This is a genomic window from Caldalkalibacillus salinus (assembly GCF_016745835.1).
Taxonomy (GTDB): domain Bacteria; phylum Bacillota; class Bacilli; order Caldalkalibacillales; family JCM-10596; genus Caldalkalibacillus_A; species Caldalkalibacillus_A salinus.
In genome coordinates this window covers 548,328-568,637 of sequence record NZ_JAERVL010000001.1, presented here as the reverse complement: position 1 = coordinate 568,637, position 20,310 = coordinate 548,328, and the positions used below count along the sequence as shown (strand labels likewise).

10 protein-coding genes and 1 pseudogene are annotated in these 20,310 nt (G+C 38.2%); 1 reads left to right on the top strand and 10 read right to left on the bottom strand.

Annotation, left to right across the window (positions count from 1 at the left end):
- Positions 1-136: 136 nt before the first annotated feature.
- The 6 genes and pseudogenes from JKM87_RS02585 to JKM87_RS02560 form a co-directional block, all read right to left on the bottom strand.
- A complete protein-coding gene (locus tag JKM87_RS02585; RefSeq protein ID WP_202077563.1) occupies positions 137-1,102 on the bottom strand; it encodes a TIR domain-containing protein in 966 nt (321 codons plus the stop codon).
- Positions 1,103-1,121: 19 nt separating this feature from the next.
- The gene (locus JKM87_RS02580) at positions 1,122-3,539 is read right to left on the bottom strand and encodes a sacsin N-terminal ATP-binding-like domain-containing protein (protein ID WP_202077561.1); all 2,418 of its coding nucleotides are present in this window, start codon (positions 3,537-3,539) and stop codon (positions 1,122-1,124) included.
- Positions 3,540-3,949: 410 nt separating this feature from the next.
- Positions 3,950-5,232: pseudogene (locus JKM87_RS02575) on the bottom strand (IS110 family RNA-guided transposase).
- Positions 5,233-5,886: 654 nt separating this feature from the next.
- Positions 5,887-6,702 carry a phosphoadenosine phosphosulfate reductase domain-containing protein gene (locus JKM87_RS02570; RefSeq protein ID WP_202077559.1) on the bottom strand — a complete coding sequence of 272 codons (816 nt, stop codon included), beginning with the start codon at positions 6,700-6,702 and terminating at the stop codon, positions 5,887-5,889.
- An 11-nt stretch (positions 6,703-6,713) separates the two neighbouring features.
- Positions 6,714-10,127 (bottom strand): hypothetical protein, encoded by a 3,414-nt coding sequence (locus JKM87_RS02565; RefSeq protein WP_202077557.1) that lies wholly within the window; start codon positions 10,125-10,127, stop codon positions 6,714-6,716.
- Entirely contained in the window at positions 10,124-10,993 is an 870-nt protein-coding gene (locus JKM87_RS02560; RefSeq protein WP_202077556.1) for a DUF4007 family protein, read from the bottom strand. The genes JKM87_RS02565 and JKM87_RS02560 overlap by 4 nt, the downstream gene beginning before the upstream one ends.
- 448 nt (positions 10,994-11,441) lie before the next feature.
- Between JKM87_RS02560 and JKM87_RS02555 the strand changes: the two genes are divergently transcribed.
- Positions 11,442-11,837 (top strand): hypothetical protein, encoded by a 396-nt coding sequence (locus JKM87_RS02555; RefSeq protein WP_202077554.1) that lies wholly within the window; start codon positions 11,442-11,444, stop codon positions 11,835-11,837.
- 146 nt (positions 11,838-11,983) lie between these two features.
- On the opposite strand, the gene JKM87_RS02550 is transcribed toward JKM87_RS02555, so the two are convergent.
- From JKM87_RS02550 to JKM87_RS02535, 4 genes are all read right to left on the bottom strand, one after another.
- A complete protein-coding gene (locus JKM87_RS02550) occupies positions 11,984-12,643 on the bottom strand; it encodes a response regulator transcription factor (protein WP_336885111.1) in 660 nt (219 codons plus the stop codon).
- Positions 12,644-12,879: 236 nt separating this feature from the next.
- The gene (locus JKM87_RS02545; RefSeq protein WP_202077552.1) at positions 12,880-14,181 is read right to left on the bottom strand and encodes an ATP-binding response regulator; all 1,302 of its coding nucleotides are present in this window, start codon (positions 14,179-14,181) and stop codon (positions 12,880-12,882) included.
- Positions 14,105-14,872, bottom strand: coding sequence for a cupin domain-containing protein (locus tag JKM87_RS02540; protein ID WP_202077550.1), 768 nt, complete (start codon positions 14,870-14,872; stop codon positions 14,105-14,107). The genes JKM87_RS02545 and JKM87_RS02540 overlap by 77 nt, the downstream gene beginning before the upstream one ends.
- A gap of 1 nt (position 14,873) precedes the next feature.
- Positions 14,874-20,309 (bottom strand): trifunctional serine/threonine-protein kinase/ATP-binding protein/sensor histidine kinase, encoded by a 5,436-nt coding sequence (locus tag JKM87_RS02535; RefSeq protein WP_202077549.1) that lies wholly within the window; start codon positions 20,307-20,309, stop codon positions 14,874-14,876.
- Position 20,310: the final 1 nt, after the last annotated feature.

Here is a 20,310-nt window from a genome sequence, read left to right as displayed (position 1 = left end):
AGTTGCCTATGATGGTAAATTGCAGCTCTGATTGATTGTTTGTTTAAATAGATTATATGAGTAACAGATAACTCCATACTCTTAGTTCAAAATGTGGAGTGTTTTTGTTTTTTTAATTTAGACATATCTGCGAAAATCAACCTTTAATTACATCTAAAATATCCTTGAAATCATTTTCTTTAATGTTATTAAATGACCTGCCTATTTTATTTTGTAATAAGCTCATAAAACTACTTGTTGAGGGAATTATCGAAACTAATTTTCTTTTTTCAAGTGCAAATTCGGCAGTCATTTCGGATGGAAGGTCTGCACTTTTAAGACTATTCTCCATTTCCTTCCCTCTATTATTCCAGTACGTTATGTAAGATAAACGCTTATTAAAATCATAAATACCCGCTTCAGTATTTGCATATTTATTCTCTTCCTTATAATATTTAGCGTCATCGTTGTTAACGATAATGAACAATAACTTTTCATTAAAATCAGAATCTTTCATTAACTCTGTAATTTCATACATACAATTTAAAGATTCCAAATATTTACTAGTAACAATTGAAACGACAAAATCATGATTTCTAATTGTTTTCATGAATCCATCCAAATCATCTCTATATTGAGTTATGTTTATATCTCTACTTACGCTAATATCATCATGTTTATTTAAACTTTTCTCAACGATATCTGCAAGGTCAGCATCAGCATGACAATAAGAAAGGAATACGGTTTTTGTTTTCAATTCTACCAAGTCTCCATTCGGATTAATTATATAAGGTATGCCTTCAGCCTTGACTAAATCCACTGATTTGTCAATGGAAATATAACAAAGTTTCTTACCTTCAAATTGAAAATTTTTAATTATACACTTTACATTGATATTTAAAAATTTAAATACTTTTTCTACTTGGAAGGGGATTGAATAATTTTTAACTCTTAGCAAACGTCCATCGTCTTGTACACCCAAAATTATATCGCCCCCGCTTTCATTTGAAAAAGCAGAAATATATTTAGCTGCTTTTTCAGGAGTTAAAACCGGATGTATATATATTTTATTTTTTCTGTCGCTATTTTTTATAGCTTGTATAATTTCTTCTTTTGTTCTCAATATTTTGCACCTCAGACTTTTATAATTTCCTAAGAGGTATCTTCGAGATACCGGTTGTTTTGAGGAGATCACCCAATGTTATATTCTTTTGCTCAGTACCATTATCTGTCCATAACTCATACTCTGTACTATCAAGAACTTCTAATTCTCCATCATCATGAAAAATAATTTGGTCACCATCAGTTGGGCGAATGACAATTGTTAATTCTTTTTCATCTTTTTTAATAGGGAATATCGTTTCAGTGTATTGATTAGCTTTCCATTCTTCTAAAGTTGTTGGAAGACTATATCGCTGTAATTCTTTTAAGTAACTATAGACATTGGAAACACTTCTTTCTAATAAGGCTTCGAAATACTTTCGCATTTCAGACGTCGAAGTTACAACATGCTTTAATAATTCTCTTATTTGTTCGAGGTCTAATTGTGGGTTTGCTAAAATATTTTTGATTTGTTGTTGGTTATTTATGAGTTCATCTAAACCTTTCATATCTATTCCATTTCGTTCAACTTTTTCAGCAATTTTCATTCTTCTTAAAGTTTCTTCAGGTGTTGATAACAGCATTCTTTTGGATAAACTCTTAGGAAGGAAATCTTCAGCTAATTTAGGTTCCTTTAAAAAGAAATCGGTCAGTTTATTAAAAGTCACTTGTACTTCATTGTTTCTCTCTGCTTGATTAACTGTCTCTTCTGAAAGAATAGCTGTTACTTTATGCTCTATTAAATCAGCACATGACTTCGTATCTTGTAGTTTTAAAGGATTTTTTTCATAAAAGGAATCAAATGCTGAAATGTTAAGATTCAGTAACTTCTTTTTATAGGATGAATCTAACTCAAATAAAATCCCTTTTAATTCCTCATTGATATTTGAATCACAAGAGACATTGCTAACATGCCGGAAATTATTTTCTTGCGTTGGAACAAATGCAGATATAATAACCTCTTCCATACTTTCATCATCAACCCATAATGAATAAAATCTATTTAACCACTCGCATGTTTTGAATTCGTCTTTAAAATATCCGTTAAATTCGGCAATATTCATTTCTTTGAGCATCGAATTAATGTGTTCTAAATAGAAGTTACCACCAAATACCTTTCTCCAACCTAAGAAGGTATCTCTTGTAGGTATATTAACATATCCACCATCAGTGAATAATTCCCAAAATAAAAGATCATTGTCTCCCTTTTTTGCTTTCGGTAGATGAATTTGAATGTCTCCAGAATCATCTAAATAAGACATTCTTTCGTAATCGGAAGAAGGGCTGTTAATTGGAATAAGGGGTTTTTTCTCTATATAATCCTTAATTTCATCATAGCAATATTTTTGAAGACCATAATACTGGCCACTTTTTAATAAACATATTTTAAATTCGTCTCTAGTAGTTACATTATCAGTACAATAGTCTATTAATTTTTTATATAAATAAACAGCTTCTTCAATTATCTTTTTATTCTCTGCATTACCATCTCTTATAGCGTTACGATCTATTTCAACATCAAATAAATCAGAATTCACAATGATAGGAAATGCGTAGTCCTCGCTTCCTATTAATGGGAAGTTACAAAATAACTTTGGCATATTCTCAGGAATTCTTAAAAATGACAATAAAGCAGTATCGAAATCATATGTAACAGGGCAAGCGATTGTTACGTTGTTCCGTTTTAGACAGAGTATATACTTCGGAGTATCGTTTTCAACATTGTTAGTTTTTATAGAGAATATGTTTCTATCTAATGGAGAAGGTATAGAATCGGTAGTTGCTCTTTCATAAATTAAGCCATTATAATTAATTGAATTTATATTTTGATTAAATGCTAATAGATAGGGTAATGATGCTATTAAATCATCTACCCCCTGTTTAACTGCAGCTAATGATTCAGGGGTTCCGTTAAGATTGTAAATGAATTTTGTTTTATTTACTTTCTCCATATCTCCATTAGTGCTATGGTTTAAAGTATCTAACTCACTTAACATTTCTTCTGTTTTATTTCTAATATCAGGATAGGTTCCATTAGTACGGTCAATGGTAAAATTCATATCAGTCCTGTTACCATTTTCGCAAATAAAAGTCCCTTCAAGTTCAACAATCTCCGATAATAAAAAAGTAGACATAAATCCCGTACCAAATTTTCCTGTCAATTTATCTTCAGATAGTTGTTTTTCAGAACACTGAGTTATTAACGAGAATAGATTGTCATATGAAAAAGGTGTTCCATCATGACTGAAGGAAATTCTATCATACGCAACTTCTAAAGATATGTTAATCGAACTGTCTTTAGGTGTACAATCAGAAGCATTTTGAATTAGTTCCCATATCCATCTGCGACGAATTTCATTTTTTTTTGCATCTGAAGACTCTTTAATATTTTTTAATTCGTTGAATATTTTACTTGTGCTTGTATTTAATGCAATTTCGAAATATTTATCTTTTTTCAAAACTTGACCTTCCTTCCCTCTATAAAGTTTAATTTTCTCCCGAATACTCTCGTATTCTCAAAATTTCATAAACACATAATAGCTGACACACCGTTTAAAATGGATACATATGGTTTAAATTTTAATTATTGTAAATATGGTGGGCATCCTATCTTCCGAACTGGTTAAGTTTGGTAAAAGTATATAACCGTGCCTGAAATCTCCACACAGCTCACGGTCGCTCACCCTCCCATATCTCACCGGATTATGGTCCATACATTCCTTCTTCCTGCGTATCCATGAGGTGGAGGTCGGATATGCTCCTATGCTGGGTCATCTGCCCGTATGGAATATATAAGCTCCGACTCTGCACTATTGGTGTTTGTTGAGATTCTAGTAAGTATTCAGAAGTGATTAACAGGTATTTAAATTTAAGCAACCTGTAATGTATTACTTTGAGGTAACCCTCGCAATAGCTTTAAACCATCAAATTTACACTGTTTATGACCAATGACAAACAAGATGCGAAGTAGTTTGCAACATACGGCAATCAGTGACTGTTGCTTCTTTAATGGGCGTCAGATCGTTTTGTATAGTAATGGTGCAAGGCTTTAAAGATTGGATTATGGGCAACGAGTGGGCGAATAGCTAGATACAATGTTCTTCGTAGTCGACTTCGTCCCCGTTTAGAAATCCTTGTTTGCCCTTTAAACTTACCTGAGCTATGTTCTCGCAAGGAGAGCCCTGCTAAGTTAACTAATTGCTGAGGGTGGCTGTAGTTCCTTATGTTACCAACTTCAGCAAAGAATAACGCCACTGTGGTTGTCCCTAGACCAGGGATCGCTATCATTTCATTTGCACCTGGTAATGATACAACTAAAGCTTCTAGCATTTCATCCAACTGTTCAATCTGTGTCTTGTATAGCTCGTATTGGTCAAGCAGGCAGCCCATTTCACGTTTAGCAAAACTCAAGCCAACTTGAATCCCAATACTCTTTTTAGCTGTTTCAACTAGCTTTGTTGCTCGCTTGATCCCAACCCCACGTTGTACAAAAGGCTTCCATTTCGCTAGAACACCTTCCGGTGTCATCTCCTTAATCTCTGAAGGAAATGGGAACATGCGTAATGTACACAGGGCTGCTTTGCCTTTCCAATCTCCAAACACATCGAAGAACTCTGGAAAGTAACGTTGAATGCAATTTTGAATACGCCCCTCAATGACCATCAACTGTTTTGTGAGCTGGTCTCTTAATTTAGCGCCTTCTCTTAGTTCAGCATAAATACCTTCTAAGAGATTTGGTACGGAGTACCGCCCATCCTTGATCAGTTGCGCAATCACTTTGGCATCCTTTGTATCGTTCTTCGTTGGAGAGTTGTCATCTAGCTCTTTGCTCTTCTTGACATGCATCGGATTGACCAGTACAAAGTCATACCCTTTTGCGGTAAGGTAATAGGCTAGATTCATCCAAAAGTGCCCCGTTGGTTCAACGCCGAAGATGATGTGATTTTTCTCATTCGCCTTAGCATGTTGTTGAGCCCAATCTAAAAGCTTTTCAAATCCATGTATACGATTTTCAAAGATCAATCGCTTACCATACTCAATGCCTCGATCATCCTGGGCACGCGCCACATGTTTATCTTTGGCAACGTCAATTCCAACAATGAGAGTTGACGGTGTGATTTGCGATATTTTGTGATTTTGAGTATAATTCATTCTAAGTCCTCCTTGGGTATTAATTAAGGGTCCGTAGTGCTGATCAGCTTTGGACACCTCGTATCATACCAAGGGGGCTTTTTTTGTTCAAACCTCAAATTTCTTCATTACAGGAATGCTCCTATGAAATTTATTTGATTTACTATGGAATAAATGCTATTTGTATGGAGAGAAACTCTAATTTATAAATCTACAACAGATACTTTTTCCTGTTCTTATCTATAAACAAATACGTCTTCGCAAAAACTTTTTACTGCACAGTACTCAGTACTTAGTCTACTATGTAATTGACATCCCACTCCACAATCAAACTCGTTTGGATGCTGACCTTATTTAATATCAGTCAATTTTTTTATATCATTTTTCAAACACGCAAAACTATAGCTATTCCTTTATCACAAGATGGTGGTCTGTTATTTTTCCTCACTTATTGTTATTTGGTGATAAGTGTTAATTAAAAGGTGGTCCATCTCAAAGGCTATGACAGCTAATGACTGGGAAGTTTCTAATATTTGCAAATCTATACCAGCAAGATATCCCTTCATCAAGTTTTTCAAATTGGATAAGTATGTTTCAACTGTAATTTTTCATGAGAACTTATATCAAAGGACTTGGATTCCTCCAAGCCCTTAGTTTATAGTCATATTTGCAGACCTAAGCATAATGACATACACAAGGTATATCTGTTTCTTCAGCCAATTTTTTTGCTACTTCAGAGTCTTTGTCTAACTCTTTTCTGTATTCCTCTAAGGTAAAAGGCTTTCCATTCCTTTTAAGGATAGTAACATCACCTAATTGATCCCTAAGTCTGCTTTCCATTTCTTCTTGTTCAATATAAACACTCGGCCAAGTCTCATATAAATGCTTATAGTGGTTAAATCCACCCCTTACACATCTTCCACCACAATTGGCATGAGAGAATCCTAAATGATACATTTCAGGTAGTTCAATTTCCCAATCTTTTGTGATTATTTCTTTTATTTCATCATCGGAAATATTACTCTCATAGAGAGGAAATACAGTTTTTACTGGTTGTTCTTCACCGTCACGGGGAAGTAAGAAGTGATTATATAATCTCTCAATCCCTTCTCTTCTTCGCTTCTCATGTTTGCCAATTCCAAAGTAAAGAATTGGTTCATATCCTTGATCACGCAACTCTTCAAGATACACCATTGTCTGATGAACCTTTAATTCAGATGAACATTTTGCAAGCCTAGAGTTACCTAAGAATTTAGTCTCCTCAAATACTTCTTCTGGTGTTCTTCCATCTCTTACAGTTTTGATATCTATACCGATTTTCTCAGCTATCTCTATCATAAAGCGCTTATTATCTTTGTGTTCCCAAAGTGTATCAGTAAAAAACAACTGGGACTTCTCTGCACCATGTTTTTGAACCATCAAGTATGCAACATAGGAACTTGCCGCACCACCGCTAAACATTGCAATATATATTGGTTCTCTACCATACATATTACTCACTCCTATCTATTTTCTTCATAATAATCTACCAATAATTTGTATAATAGTGCAGTAATTTCTTCTTTAGGCAATTTTCTAGCCATTAACTCAAGGTCTGTTTTTACATTAGAATAAATAATATTCCCTTTTGGTGATAAGTCTCTTTTTGGTATTGCTAAAGTTTTTGAATCAATCTTGACTTCGTGATACTCATCTTTTAAGTCTATATCCTTTATTTCTACTAGTGATTTGATTGTTTTAAAGAAAACTTCACTTGTTGCATCAGACCAATCTACTCTATTTACACCAACTAATTCACTAGATAACTCATCTACCCAATTATCCTCTTTTGTTGTTAACATTAAGTTATAAAATTTATTATCCACTTTTACTAATTCACTTTGACTCTTAACGTAATTAAGTAAATCGTCGAATGAATTAGTGTTAGTTAAGTCAAATACTGTTTTCTCAATTAACTGTTTATGTTTCTGAGAATACCCTTCACATTCATGTTTTATCTTGTTGACTGTATTCTCGTTATATTTTAATTTGAATAACTCCTTTAGTGCTGTATCTGGTTCGAATTCCCCTTTAGAAACCAACTTCTTAAATAGTATTGCTTCCTCGGATAGCTTATTAGTCTTTTGAGCAATCTTTGGTAGACTATTTAACCACCTCAATAACATTCTATTTATTCTAACACTAGGGTGATATGAATTATCTATCTCTTCTTTATATTCTTTAAAGCAGTTATCAATAGTATCAATTATACTCTTATATTTATTATCTAACTTTTGATGAGTGAATGTGTAATTTTCTGGCTTATCAAGCATTCTATCATACAATATATCCGCATCAACCTCATTAATGTATGAACCATCTTTATGATAAAACATTATATATTTCCATTCCTCTTTTAATATGGCTACTAATAGGACTGGAATAACTGGGACTCTAATACCGAAATTTTTACCTACAAATATGTTAACAAGGCTTTCGAAGGTTCCCCGATCTGATTTTACCACTCTCATAAGTTCTTGACGTAATAACCGTACATCAGCACTTTCATCTTGCATGTTAATATGATTGTTTTTCACTACAGAGGCATAAATCAACTTTGCTGGACCCTTAAACTTATAATCACTGGTCCCTCCGATAATAGAATTTACAACCTCTTTAGCAGCATTTAACTGTTGCTTCGAGATATTTCTTCGGTTAAATGACTCATTATTAATAACCGGTGTATTTCCATAGTACTTAGATGCCATTTTAGATAAGTGTTCACTTAGTGACATTCGACTTTTTATGTTTACTTGAGTACCATCATAAATCCATAAGGACCCTTTAAACTGAGTGAAAGGCTCTAGATACTCTTTTAATTTATGTGTTGTGTTTTCCTTTATTTTTAACAATTCTTCTTCCACGATAGGATCTTCATTTAATAAATATTTATCATCTAGTAATTTCTCAATAGATGAGAGTTCTATAATTCCATCATCTAATTTGTTAGTATGTCTCTTTGTGAATGCAAATAGTAATTTATGGTGATTTTCACTTATTTTAATAATATTATTCCTTAAAGTTTCCGTATCTTCACCTTTCTCATGAAGAACATATAGTACTTTAAAGTCTGAAGTATTGTCATTACTATATTCACTAATAAGGCTTTCTGTTAAATCACTATCATATACCGGTTGTATAGCCGCAAACCGAATCATATTTTTTTCATCATTATATCTCTTCGGATAAGCAAACTTTGAATCCAGTATTGTGTTAATAATATTTATTTTCTCTGACTTGTTTATGCCAAGGAGGTTCTTCTCTCGTATTTTTTCTTTTAAATTTATAGCACTACCTTCAAATACCTCCCAATTGTCATCCGCTAACCTATATCTAATAAGCTTCTTGCCTTCTAGTGTGTTCATTACTTTGTTAACTTTATTACCTTCCCAATTCAACGCAAAGGATATAAAATCCTTAGTTAACTTACGTTTACTATTTAAACTAGCTATGTCCCATAAAGTTAAAAGCTTCAATACTTGTAACTCGTGTGAGGCAGAAGCCGAATTACCTACTCTTTTTTTAACTCTAAGATATTTAACGTATGCTCTTCCAATTAGGGAGTCATTTTCAAACTCTTGGAAAGCAGGTTCAAAATAATCAAAAAGACTGCTAGTATAATACCATGTTTTCTCTTCACCGAAATAGTTTGCTAAGCCACCCTTTTCATTACTCTCTAAAAAGGTAAACAACGTTCGCTCATTCTGGGCTACAGCGTTTGCTAAACGAGGAAGCGCATAAAGTGTTACAGGATGTAATGGGTATGAATTTTCCACAACAATTGTTTTCTTTTCTCTTCCATTCAATTCAGGAAATAAGTCATACTTTATAACTTCATTTTCAAATTTATAATCTTGACTCCAATTATCCCTATATTCTGAAGTAACTTGACTAGACAACCTAATAAATGTCGCAGGGTCACTTTGTGTATGGTATATCCTAAATCGGCCTTGAATTCTTTTGAATTCATTCTGTAACTCTTCACCATAACTTAAAAAGTACTGATTTAGATTTCTATGTGTTATTAATAACACGTTAAAATTAGCACTTGGATGATGATCAGCCAATTCTGCAATATCTTGTATATCCTGCATGGCTTCAACGGTTTCATACTTATCTAAACTTTGAAGAAAACGACCGAACTCATCATAAACAAGATAGATTCCATAACCTTTTTTATCTAATTCATCTAAAATAAGTGTTAAGTGTTCAGTTAAGTCAAGGTTATAAGAAGGGCTTAATTCAGCACCGGCTGTTAATAATGGATAGATTTTTTTGAACCAATTTATTGTTTCTATCTCATATTCATTTATTTCTTTGATAAAGTCCTCTAAGCCCCAATTATTACTCTTTAACTCCTTTTTAAATTGAATAAATGTACCTTGATACTTTTCCTCCCATAAACTAATCATTTTCTTAATTTTATCTACATATGAAGGTATAGAAAAGTCAAAGCCAACATTATTAATCGACTTATGAATTGATGATACTATTGTTTCTCGAAAGTTCCCTTGGTTTCCATTTATAACAACAGGTATATATATTTTTTTCATACTCCTTAATTGGTTTAATAAATAACCAACATCTGACTCTTTAGTATTAACTCTGTCAAATTTGTTAATTAGTTCCTTGAACGTTTGGGTTTTAATGTTCTTTGAAACAATATTTCCTACTAAAGTACCGACCATTGACTTTCCTGACCCATAAGACCCTATTAATATATGTGACTTATGTCCTTTATCTAAAAAGCCTTCTAACACTCCTGCAAGACTTTCTGAATGAGTTGGTGTAGGAATATATCTTTCGGCTATCCAATTACTCCCCAAATCTAGTTTGATATTAACACTCGACTTAAATTTACTCTTTATAGTTATCATCTTAATGCCCTTTCTTTTCTAACATACTCTTCTTTCAAAAATTCAATTGGATCCACAAGAGTAACTCTAACTATGTCCAACCTATTAGTTCTATCGAATACAAGGGGATATTTAGAAGTGTTTACTAACTGCTCAATTGCCCTAACAATCTCACTTCTCTGTAAATTAAAAACCTTGCCCCAAAGTTTTTTGCTATTCTCAATTTCATCAATAGAAATTTCAGATTGACCATACCCTAATATTACGTACATTAAAGCTGTTAGACCAATATCTTCAAATTTGGGATTCTTTTTATAAATCCTACCATCTATTTCTTCAAGCAAATTCAAGGATGATAGCGGACTCTGAATAACTTCCTCCGGATCATCTGATTTAATTCTTGAAAAATATTGTTTAATTAAGCAATCAAGATCCCTTTCCAAGGTGTCAGATGAATTCTTAGATTCATAGTTTTTGTTTATCCATGCAATTAAATCATTTAAAGCTTCATTTTTATCGAATGAATTTTTTTCATATTCATTAAATAGCCAATACCATGTTGTTGAAGGATCAACATTATCAACAATATGATAATGAATAATACTTATGGTATCGTTTATCTCAATATATGGATCATAATCATCAAAAATTTTTCCAAATGGAGAAATACTATGTATTACTTTGTTATCACTATTACGTTTTTCAGACTCACAGATATCAGTTGCCTCAATCCAATGTTTTAGTGACTTTACCATATTAGTTCCTAAACCTATTAATTCCGATGCCTCTTTCTCGTAGAAAAATCTATTGTTTTTATCAAGTTGTTGTATAGCCTTTCTTAACCAATAAGTTCTAAGATAAAAGCTTTGATGTTGTCCAAACCCCAATATAATTCGCTCCTTTATTTCTGGAGGAATGTCTCCAGAATAACTACTGATTCATTTTAACATATTTCATACAGTATATCAGTCAAAATAATAGAAGAAATAACCATTCCACAATAGCTATTACATCCACCTCCATTACCCCGAAAAATTAATTCCTAAAGTTCTGTATAAGTGCGTCTTCAACGTTAATAATAACTTGTTCATATTGTTTACTAATAAGTAATTTAATATAGTGCTTTTCTAACTACTCCTCAGTTGTTTGATTAGAAGATTCATTCCTCAATATGTTCATTTGTTAGATAACCTTAGAAGTCAGGCCACTTGTGAGAGACACTTTTTCTCAACACTTTTATGAACACTTTGTACTGATCGTCTATCCCACGTCTTTTTTTGATACAATAGGCTGTAACGCCTGTATGGCATTATTTATGAGGAAAGTGGTGAAACAATGGATCGCACTCGATTCCTTTTGCGTACATCTGCCATTTATGCCTTTATCGGGGTCATGATCGGCTCCCATATGGCGGGATCTGGCGATTACGTATTCCGCGCGATACACGCGCACATCTTGGTGGTTGGATGGCTGTCGTTATTTAGCTTTGCTATCTTTTATCGCTTGTTTTCTATTCCTGCATCATCCGTGTTAGCAAAGATACACGTATGGACGTCGTTTTTAGGAACGTTTGGTCTGACGGTCGGGATGTGGCTGTATTACGCTAATCCTATACCGAATCTAGCAACGTTTAATCTCCTGTTCTTTATCATAGGGGGATCGGTTCTTTTCCTTGGATTTTTTGCCTTTTTATTGATAGCTTTTGTGCATGGCAAGCATATACACGAATAACTGTAACGACAAGGAAGCTTGACTTGTAACATATGGGAATACGCATATAGAAAACCTCTTCTTATCGCCTGTATAAGGCCAGGAAGAGGTTTTTTGTATAAGGTCAATGTATAAGAACGGATAGTCTCCCTACTCTAGTGGGTCTCCTACTCTAGTCCGAAATGACTAAGATAAACTATGGCCTTACCTCTATCGTTTGTGCCTAGTTTACTATAAAGTGTTGAAATATAGTTCTTAGTGGTCCCTTCCGTTAAAAACAACGTTTGTGCTATTTCTCTGTTCGTTTGACCTGCTAACATGAGCTTGGCAATGTCCTTTTCTCTCTCTGTAAAGGAGATGGATGGCCTTCCTTCGCTTCCTTCACTTCCTTCACTGAACTGCTGGTTCCGGAGATGTGCCGCCAGCTTAGCTGCCAGTGATGTGGGAAGCATCATGTCCCCTTGATCGCAATCTCGGATGGCTTGGACGAGCTTTTTATGGGGGATATCCTTTAACAGATACCCACTCGCCCCATGGATTAGCGCTTCTACTAAATAGTCATCATTGGGGAAAGTGGTGAACATAATTAATCTCACCTCTGGATATTCGGCTTTAATCTTTTTTAAGCTTTCGTGTCCATTCATGACGGGCATTTCTATATCCATGAGCACAATTCGAGGAAGATGGTGGGAGACAAGGTCATAGGCCTCTAACCCGTTCTTGGCCGTTGCGACAACCTGTATATCTTCCTCCAGATTTAAAATCGCTTCCAGTCCCTCACGCAGTATCGTCTGATCCTCTACGATCATCACGGGTATCTTCTCCACCTCTTGACCTCCTTTCTCTTCTGATGGGTCACGACAATGATCATATCCTATACTGTCGGTCAAATCTGCAAAAGGTTAACACATGGGTTAACACCAGCGTTTTCGTGTGAGTCATCACATTGGTCTCACGTTGGTCAGCACATGATTTATCGTGTGAGTCATCACATGAGTTATGATATTGATTTTCATCACATGGGTCTTCAAATGGGTCAGCACATGAGCTATGACACTGGCTATCACGATGAGTTCATGCGAGATATGTTCAGCTCACCGGTTGCCGTCTCCCCCCTCGTGTTTGTAGCCGAACGTTCATAAGGAATGACAATACTCAAAGTGCTACCCTTGCCCGGTTTAGACTGGAAAAAGAATTCTCCGTTCCACGCCTCCACTTGTTCCTGCATCATCGTCAACCCGAAGCCATATGTCACATGGTCCGTTCCAATCCCATTGTCTTGTAGCTGAAAGTCTATGAGACCATTTTTATAGATTAATTTAAATTGAAACTCTGTACTCTTCCCGTGACGTATGCCGTTGGTTAGGCCTTCTTGTAAAGCGTGAAAGAGGAGTTTTTGCAGGTCCGTCGGCAACTGTTCTAGTTCATCTTGATTTTTTTGTTTATATCCTATCGTGACGTGCATATGTCGTTCAGTCTCTTCAAGCAAGTGTCGCACCAAACGATGGAATTCAACATGAGAGTCACGGGCATTGGTATATACCGTCTTGACGGTGGCCCTGATTTTTTCTAACCCTTGACGTAGATGATTCTGCAGTTGGTCTGCTTTGAGCAATGCTTGCTCTGGTTCTTCCTGAATCAGATGCTTGAGCCATTCACACTGAACGATCGTCCCTGTGAAGGTGTGGCCTGCGATATCATGTATTTCCTTAGCCATTTTCGTCCTTTCCTCTAATACGGAAACTTCAACCATCGCTGTCATGGTCCCCCATATCGATTCACGTAACGCTCTGTTTTTTTCTTCGAGATGCTGTGTTTTGATTTTCACTTTTTGCTCGAGCGATTCATTGACATATGTCAATGCGTGGGCATATTGTTGGAGCTGCATTTTGGATGCTTCTATTTCTGACATCATGTTGTAAGTTTTGAGTGAAGTGTAGACAGAGGAGTACAGCTTCTGTGCTGTAAGTTCAGTCTTCTCCTTGTAATCGTTGATATCATAATCTTGAATGACTCGTTTCTCTGGCGCTTGACCAGGTTGACCTGTACGCAGAATGATGCGTACATTCTTGTTTAACATGGCATCCCGCACATAGTGAACAAAGCGCAAGCCTGCATCATCCTTCTCCATGACCACATCTAGTAGTATGACAGCGGTATCAGGGTGTGCTTTAATCATCTCTTGAGCCTCCTGGGCCGTGTATGCACTGATAAATTGCAGTGGTTTCCCTTCATAAGCAAATTGGTTTAACACCAGCTTCGTGACTTGGTGCACTTCTTCTTCATCGTCAACGATCATCAACTTCCACGCTTCTATCTGCTGTGTGTTGCTGGGGGTTAGGTTGTGTTCCATACGTGGCTCCAAGCTCCACTCCCTCCTTGGTACCATTTTTCAAAAAGTACTTCTCCACGTCACGATCCTTCCCTAAACGAACTGCGACTGCCGCTAGAAGGTGGATCATCATTTTTTGCAATACGATGGGGATGACGGGGGCGTAGGTTCCACCTAATTTTCCGAGTATCCCCACCATGAGCGGACTCTTAGGTACGACGCCTAATATAGATTCCAAGGCACGTAACGCCCGCCGAAAAAGAGGATACTTTCCTCGAACAGGAAAGCGCTTGTAATTAAAGGTCAGTTGATCATTCTCTAATCCGTAACCGATACGAATAAAAGGCTCAAAATCCCCCGCTGGCGACATCGTAACCTTAAACCGTGTGACTTGATCAGTGTGATTCCAAAAGCTGTGCGTAACGTATGGGGGCACGACTACTGAGGATTGTTGGTCTCCCGCCTTGAGGTGTAATGTTTCACGATTAAGACGCAGAGTGAGCTCACCTTCTAAAATCTCAAAGACTTCCGTCAAATACGTGTGGCGATGGGGAAAGATCCCGTCCTCAGGGTCAAGTATTGTGACAAATTCAAGGGACTGACAAGCGGTATCTTTTGTTGTTTTGGTAAAAGTGACCTTCTCCCCGCTGAGCTCATTACCGACCGTCCGGGGCATCAGACTCATCGACTCCACGATGTCTGGATCGTTTGTCAAAAAACCCATGCTAATCAACCTTCTTCCATTTCATATTCTCTTGCACTGTCCCACCCTTAGAAGTATGGTCCGCCGTCGTCGTTATAGTTTCCTGCTCTCTGACGATGGGGATCTTTATGATAAACGTGGTACCACGATCGACCTCACTTTGACAGCTAATCTGTCCAGCTAATTTCTGTGTAACGATATTGTATACAAGATTGAGACCTAACCCTGTTCCGCCGTTATGACGATTCGTTGTAAAAAAGGGTTCAAAGATTTTATTCCTATACTTTGACTCAATTCCCTTACCGTCATCCTGATAGATGATCCGTCCGTACGCTTTATCTCGTTGGATCTCTATTTGAATAGAACCGTGTTGCCCTTCGTCATAGGCGTGTTCTATAGAGTTGATGACGAGATTGGTGATAATTTGAGAAAAGGCGCCTGGATCTTCGTATAACGTCAGGTGCTCATCACCATGAACCTCTATTTGATGACCACTTTTTTCTATCTTTGGCTTCAAGGTTGAGAGGATTTTCGTAATGTAATTTAAAAGGTGAAAGGTTCTCTTCTCCTCCAATACTTGATCAACAGACATTTGCTTAAAGCTATCCATGAGTGTCGTTGCTCTCTGAAGATTTGATAGAATCAGCCGTGTGGACTCATGTGCATGTGCAAAAAAAGATTCAAAATTACCTTGTTCAGAGTCCGATAGCCTATCTATATCTCGAATTTGAGCTTGGCATTCTTCGGTCCTCTGTTGAAGGTATGATGAAGCAGTGATGGCTATACCCAAGGGGGTGTTAATCTCGTGTGCCATCCCACTGACAAGTTGACCTAGGGCAGCCATCTTCTCAGACTCTATCAGTTGGCGCTGTGTGTCTTTTAGCTTTGCCATCGCTTGTTCCAAATGGTACGTGCGGTCCTGCACCATTTGATCTAGTTCAGCGTATAAACGTGCATGCTCTAACGAAATGGCAGCCTGAGTTAGCATCATGTTCAGCATTTCAATTCTCTGAGCTGAGAATGCATGGCTGTTATACTGATTTTCAACATAGAGGATGGCGCTCAGCATCCCCCCGCGTTTAATAGGCAAACACAGGCATGAACTCACTTGGTGATCGATGAAGTAGGGATCATGACTGAGCCTTTTGGCGTCTGTCTCACTTGAACGGATGTTTGAGTCTGTAGCACGTGTGGGATCGATGTCATTAAGAATAGACGGTTTCCCCGTTTGAATCACGTGCTGGACGACTGCCATGGGGTAGCTGTCCGTATCGTGAGCAGCCGTGTCCACTCGTACGTGGATGTCGTCCTCGTCACTCTCTCCACTCGCTTTGACTGTCCATCGGTCCTCTGTCTTAAGTAAGATGATGGCTTTATTAGCACCAGCGTTTTCTAACGTGATGTGTAATAGCCGATGCAATAAGCGTTCTAGTTGTATCTCACTTGAGATGGTTTGCGTCACCTTAAGAACCGTCTCATAATCAATGACACTGGAAATATGCTTGTATTTCTTAAACGTCTCTCCGACACTCATACGATCAGGAGGCTGATCCTGCTGACCTTGACCTAGTTGACCTCGATCGCTGCCTTGCTGTGTGACGCTGCTTGACTGTCGCAATAACGCCTCAGCTTTCCCCTTGGCTCCCCATCGTAGATATGCATCGTACGCTTTTTGGAGGTAGAAGTCCTGTAACTCAACCTCCCCTTCCACTTGATACAAGTCCGCTAGCCGTTCGTAAGCGATGGCTACGTGTTGCTTGAATCCGTATTCACGGGCTGAAGACACGGCTCTCATATAGGCACGGTTGGCATGGTTGGCCTTACCGGCTACCCTGTATCGTTCAGCTTTAATCAACCAATACTTGTGATCAAAGTTAGCAGGACACCGTCGAGCCCACTGTTTAAATGTTTTCTGACCCTTTTTCAAGGACATCATCATTTTTTTATCATGTGTGGGTTGCTGCTGAGCATCAATCGCGAGAAGCATACATTTATAAAATAAGTGATCAATGTACACGACCTGACCAAGTACCGAATGTGTGTATGAATCGGCCTTTAGGATATTTTTCAGCGCCCCTGTGTAATCTCGATATATTAAGCCCCATTGCGCATGGTACAAGTGGGCTAAAAAAAGATTTAAAACCTGATTCCCTTGTTTATCTGCCTCATGATGTGATAGGGAGTCCATGATATGGTGATCAAGAGAAGCATGGCCAGCATATTCATGTCCATGTTGTAAGCGATCCATGAAATCGTGAAGGATCATCAGTCGGTCTAACGTTTCATTATTCTTAGTACGCTGATGATACTCTTGCAGCTCCTCTGCCAAAGCGTCGATCTCAGTTCCACAAAAGAGAAGCGTATCGAACCGCGCAACAGCACAGTAACTGGCGTACAGGGTATTCCCCGATTCTAAACCGGCTTGGTAACCTTCCAACAGGTAAGGCATATTCGACTTGGCGTGATGCATCCAATGGTTAATAAAAATACCGAACGGACCGTAGGCTCGGTTCTTACCGTAAGGATCACCCATTTTATCTGCTAAGGCGCATCCGATCCGCCCAAACTTGTAGCCTCGCTCGAGGTCACGTTCTGTGATGACGAGTGCTGTTCCGTAGCTCGCAAAGCCGATACACGCATCCGGAGAAAGGCCATACTTGAGTATAAATGAAACCACTTTGGCATTGATATAGCCAAACAGACGATGATGAGTGTAATAGGCTGCCGGTCCGCAATTGTGAAGTACTTTAATGACCTCGTGATATTTGGGATGGGACATCAAGGGTAGATTTAATATCTTATCCTCCGTACGCCCTCTCATCAACACCCTGACTTTGATATCTTCCCATAAGCTTGCTAAGCGACTCACATGATGCCTCATAGAAAACCCTACAAGTCCTAATACCTTGCGACTCAGCGCAAGAACATCGGTGTAACGTGTCATCCATGTATACATGTCAATTTTGACCTGGTAAACCTTAAAGATTTGTCTTTCACGCGTCACCTTTTGCAATATAGCCGCTAGTGTTCTTTCTGCTTCATCATATTGGCCATTAATGTAAAGGGCTTCAGCTTTGCCCAGGTGCAGCATGAACGCCACGTCATGAAAACTCTGATGTTGCCAGTCGTGATCATCTATTAACTGGCATCCATGCAAATAATAATGTAGCGCAGTCTGAAATGCGGCCACACGCCGGGCTTCTTCTGCAGCGAGTAAATTGAGCTCAGCCACGTCCTGTTGTTCTGCTTTATGTTTCATCATCCTTGTGCTTTGATTTAAATGATTCACGCGAGAGAATATATCGACAAAAGCGCTCTGTCCCTGAGTTAATGGCGCCCTATCATAATTGCTTGCGATAAGGTAATGCAACCGGTCTCTGTCTTCCTGAAGGATAGATTCATAAGCGACCTGATGAAGCTTCTCATGAGCAAAAACAAAATCATAGCGATGTTTCAACAACCCTTGATCTAGCGCCGTGTTCAGCGCTGTAATAATCTGTTGCTCAGATAGGTCTGTGATGGTTTGGATTTGTGTTTTGGTAAAAGAAGCTCCCACGCATGCCCCTACGGCCAATACGTACTGGGTTTCTTCAGACAGTCGCGAAAATTTGTCGATGAGAACATCAATGACATTTTCTCTTATCAAGGTCACGTCAAATGGCTGACTTAAGTCCCATTCCCACCGATGAGACGTTGAACTGTAATAGATAATCGCCCGTTCGTACAGCGTGTGGATGAGCTGCTGTATGAACAGAGGATTTCCCTTTGTGACCCTGTGTGTGTAGGCTGCTAAAGGTGCGACGGTTGATGAGGCAAGATTGAGAGATTGTTGGAGTATGGCCGATGTTCCTTTGCTATCCAATGGTCTAAGCGTAAGCTCACATGTGGTCCATACGTGAGATAAAGATGGCTTCTGTAGGTCCTGCAACAAATCATGCAAGGGTTGAGAAGTACACTCATCCCGGTAAGCCATGACCAGTAGCACCCCTGAACAATCTGAGTGATGTAATACATAACGGATGAAGGCTAACGTTGCTGTATCCGCCCATTGAAGTTGATCTAGGCAAATGACCAACGGTTGGTCACGAGGGACAAACACGCGTAAAAACCGAGCCAAGACGTAGTGAAAACGAGCCTGGGCCTCCATCCAAGATAAGGATGCCATTTCAGACTGTTCACCCCATAAGAGATGCAGTTTCGGCAGAAGATCGTTCAATATCTGACCGTTCGGACCAACCGCCTTTTGGATGTGATCAATGTAGCCTTTTTTCTTATCCGGGTCATCTAAATCAATAATGTCGTCTAACAGTTGATTCATAACACTAATGAGTAGCGCGAGTGGGGTTTCCGAGTGACCAGGCTCAGCACCCCCAAAAACGGCTCTTCCCTGATGCTGCTTGGCGTATGATGTGAAGGCATGTAGGAGTCTGGTTTTTCCAACCCCTGTCTCCCCGTTGACGAGCACAAGTCCAGAACCCCCGCTCCTGACGTGATCATACATATCGGAAAATTTTCGCTCTTCCTCCTCACGTCCGACTAATTCGCTTGATATAACTAGTTGTTCAAACTGATCCTGATCTCCCAGCTGGAACTGAGGACTGTCTAGCTTTACATGTTGTTGGTGTGGGGACATACAAAGCAACAAATCCGCTTTTAAACCCTGCGCGCTTTTATACCTTTGTACGGGTGATTTCTCTAAGCACTTTAAGATCACTCGTGAGATGGCTTCAGGTATATTGTCATCAATCTTGGAAGGTGATAGCGGTGGTTTGGCCATATGGGAGTGAATCGCTGTCATCACATCATTGACGGGGTATGGTAATTGACCTGTAAACAGTTCGTAAAGGGTCACCCCCAAAGAATAAAAGTCTGTTCGGTAATCAACAGTCCCGCCCATACGGCCAGTTTGCTCAGGCGATACATAACCGAGTGTGACTTCTTGATCATGAAACACTGCCTCCTGAACTTGTGGGTTCGAGCGAAAGGCCGCATTAGCAAAGTCTATGTATTTAGGCTCCCATCGTTCAGGATGAATCACAATATTAGAAGGGTTAATATCCCTGTGAAAGACACCATGTTGGTGTATCGCTTCCAAACCTTGTACCAGTTGTAAAGCTATATGCCACTTGTCATAGATGCTCAACTCGCTTCGGTTTCGTAAGTCATGTAAGGTCATGTAGCCACCATCCTCTAAAACCAACACAGGTCTATCTTCAACGAGTGCTAAACGAACAGGTTGTACGACGTAATTAGAGGGACACGCTTTGAGGAGATTAAACTCATGCTGATACTGTGAATATGTACTATGAGTGACATATCTTTTGGAAGGTGTTTTGATGATAACGCGCTGATCAGTGCCTTGGATACCTCGCATCAACACGGTCGATGAACTTTCATAAATCTTGGTCAGATATTGCCAGTGACCCATTTTCTTAACGGCATCAATATGCGGTTTCATG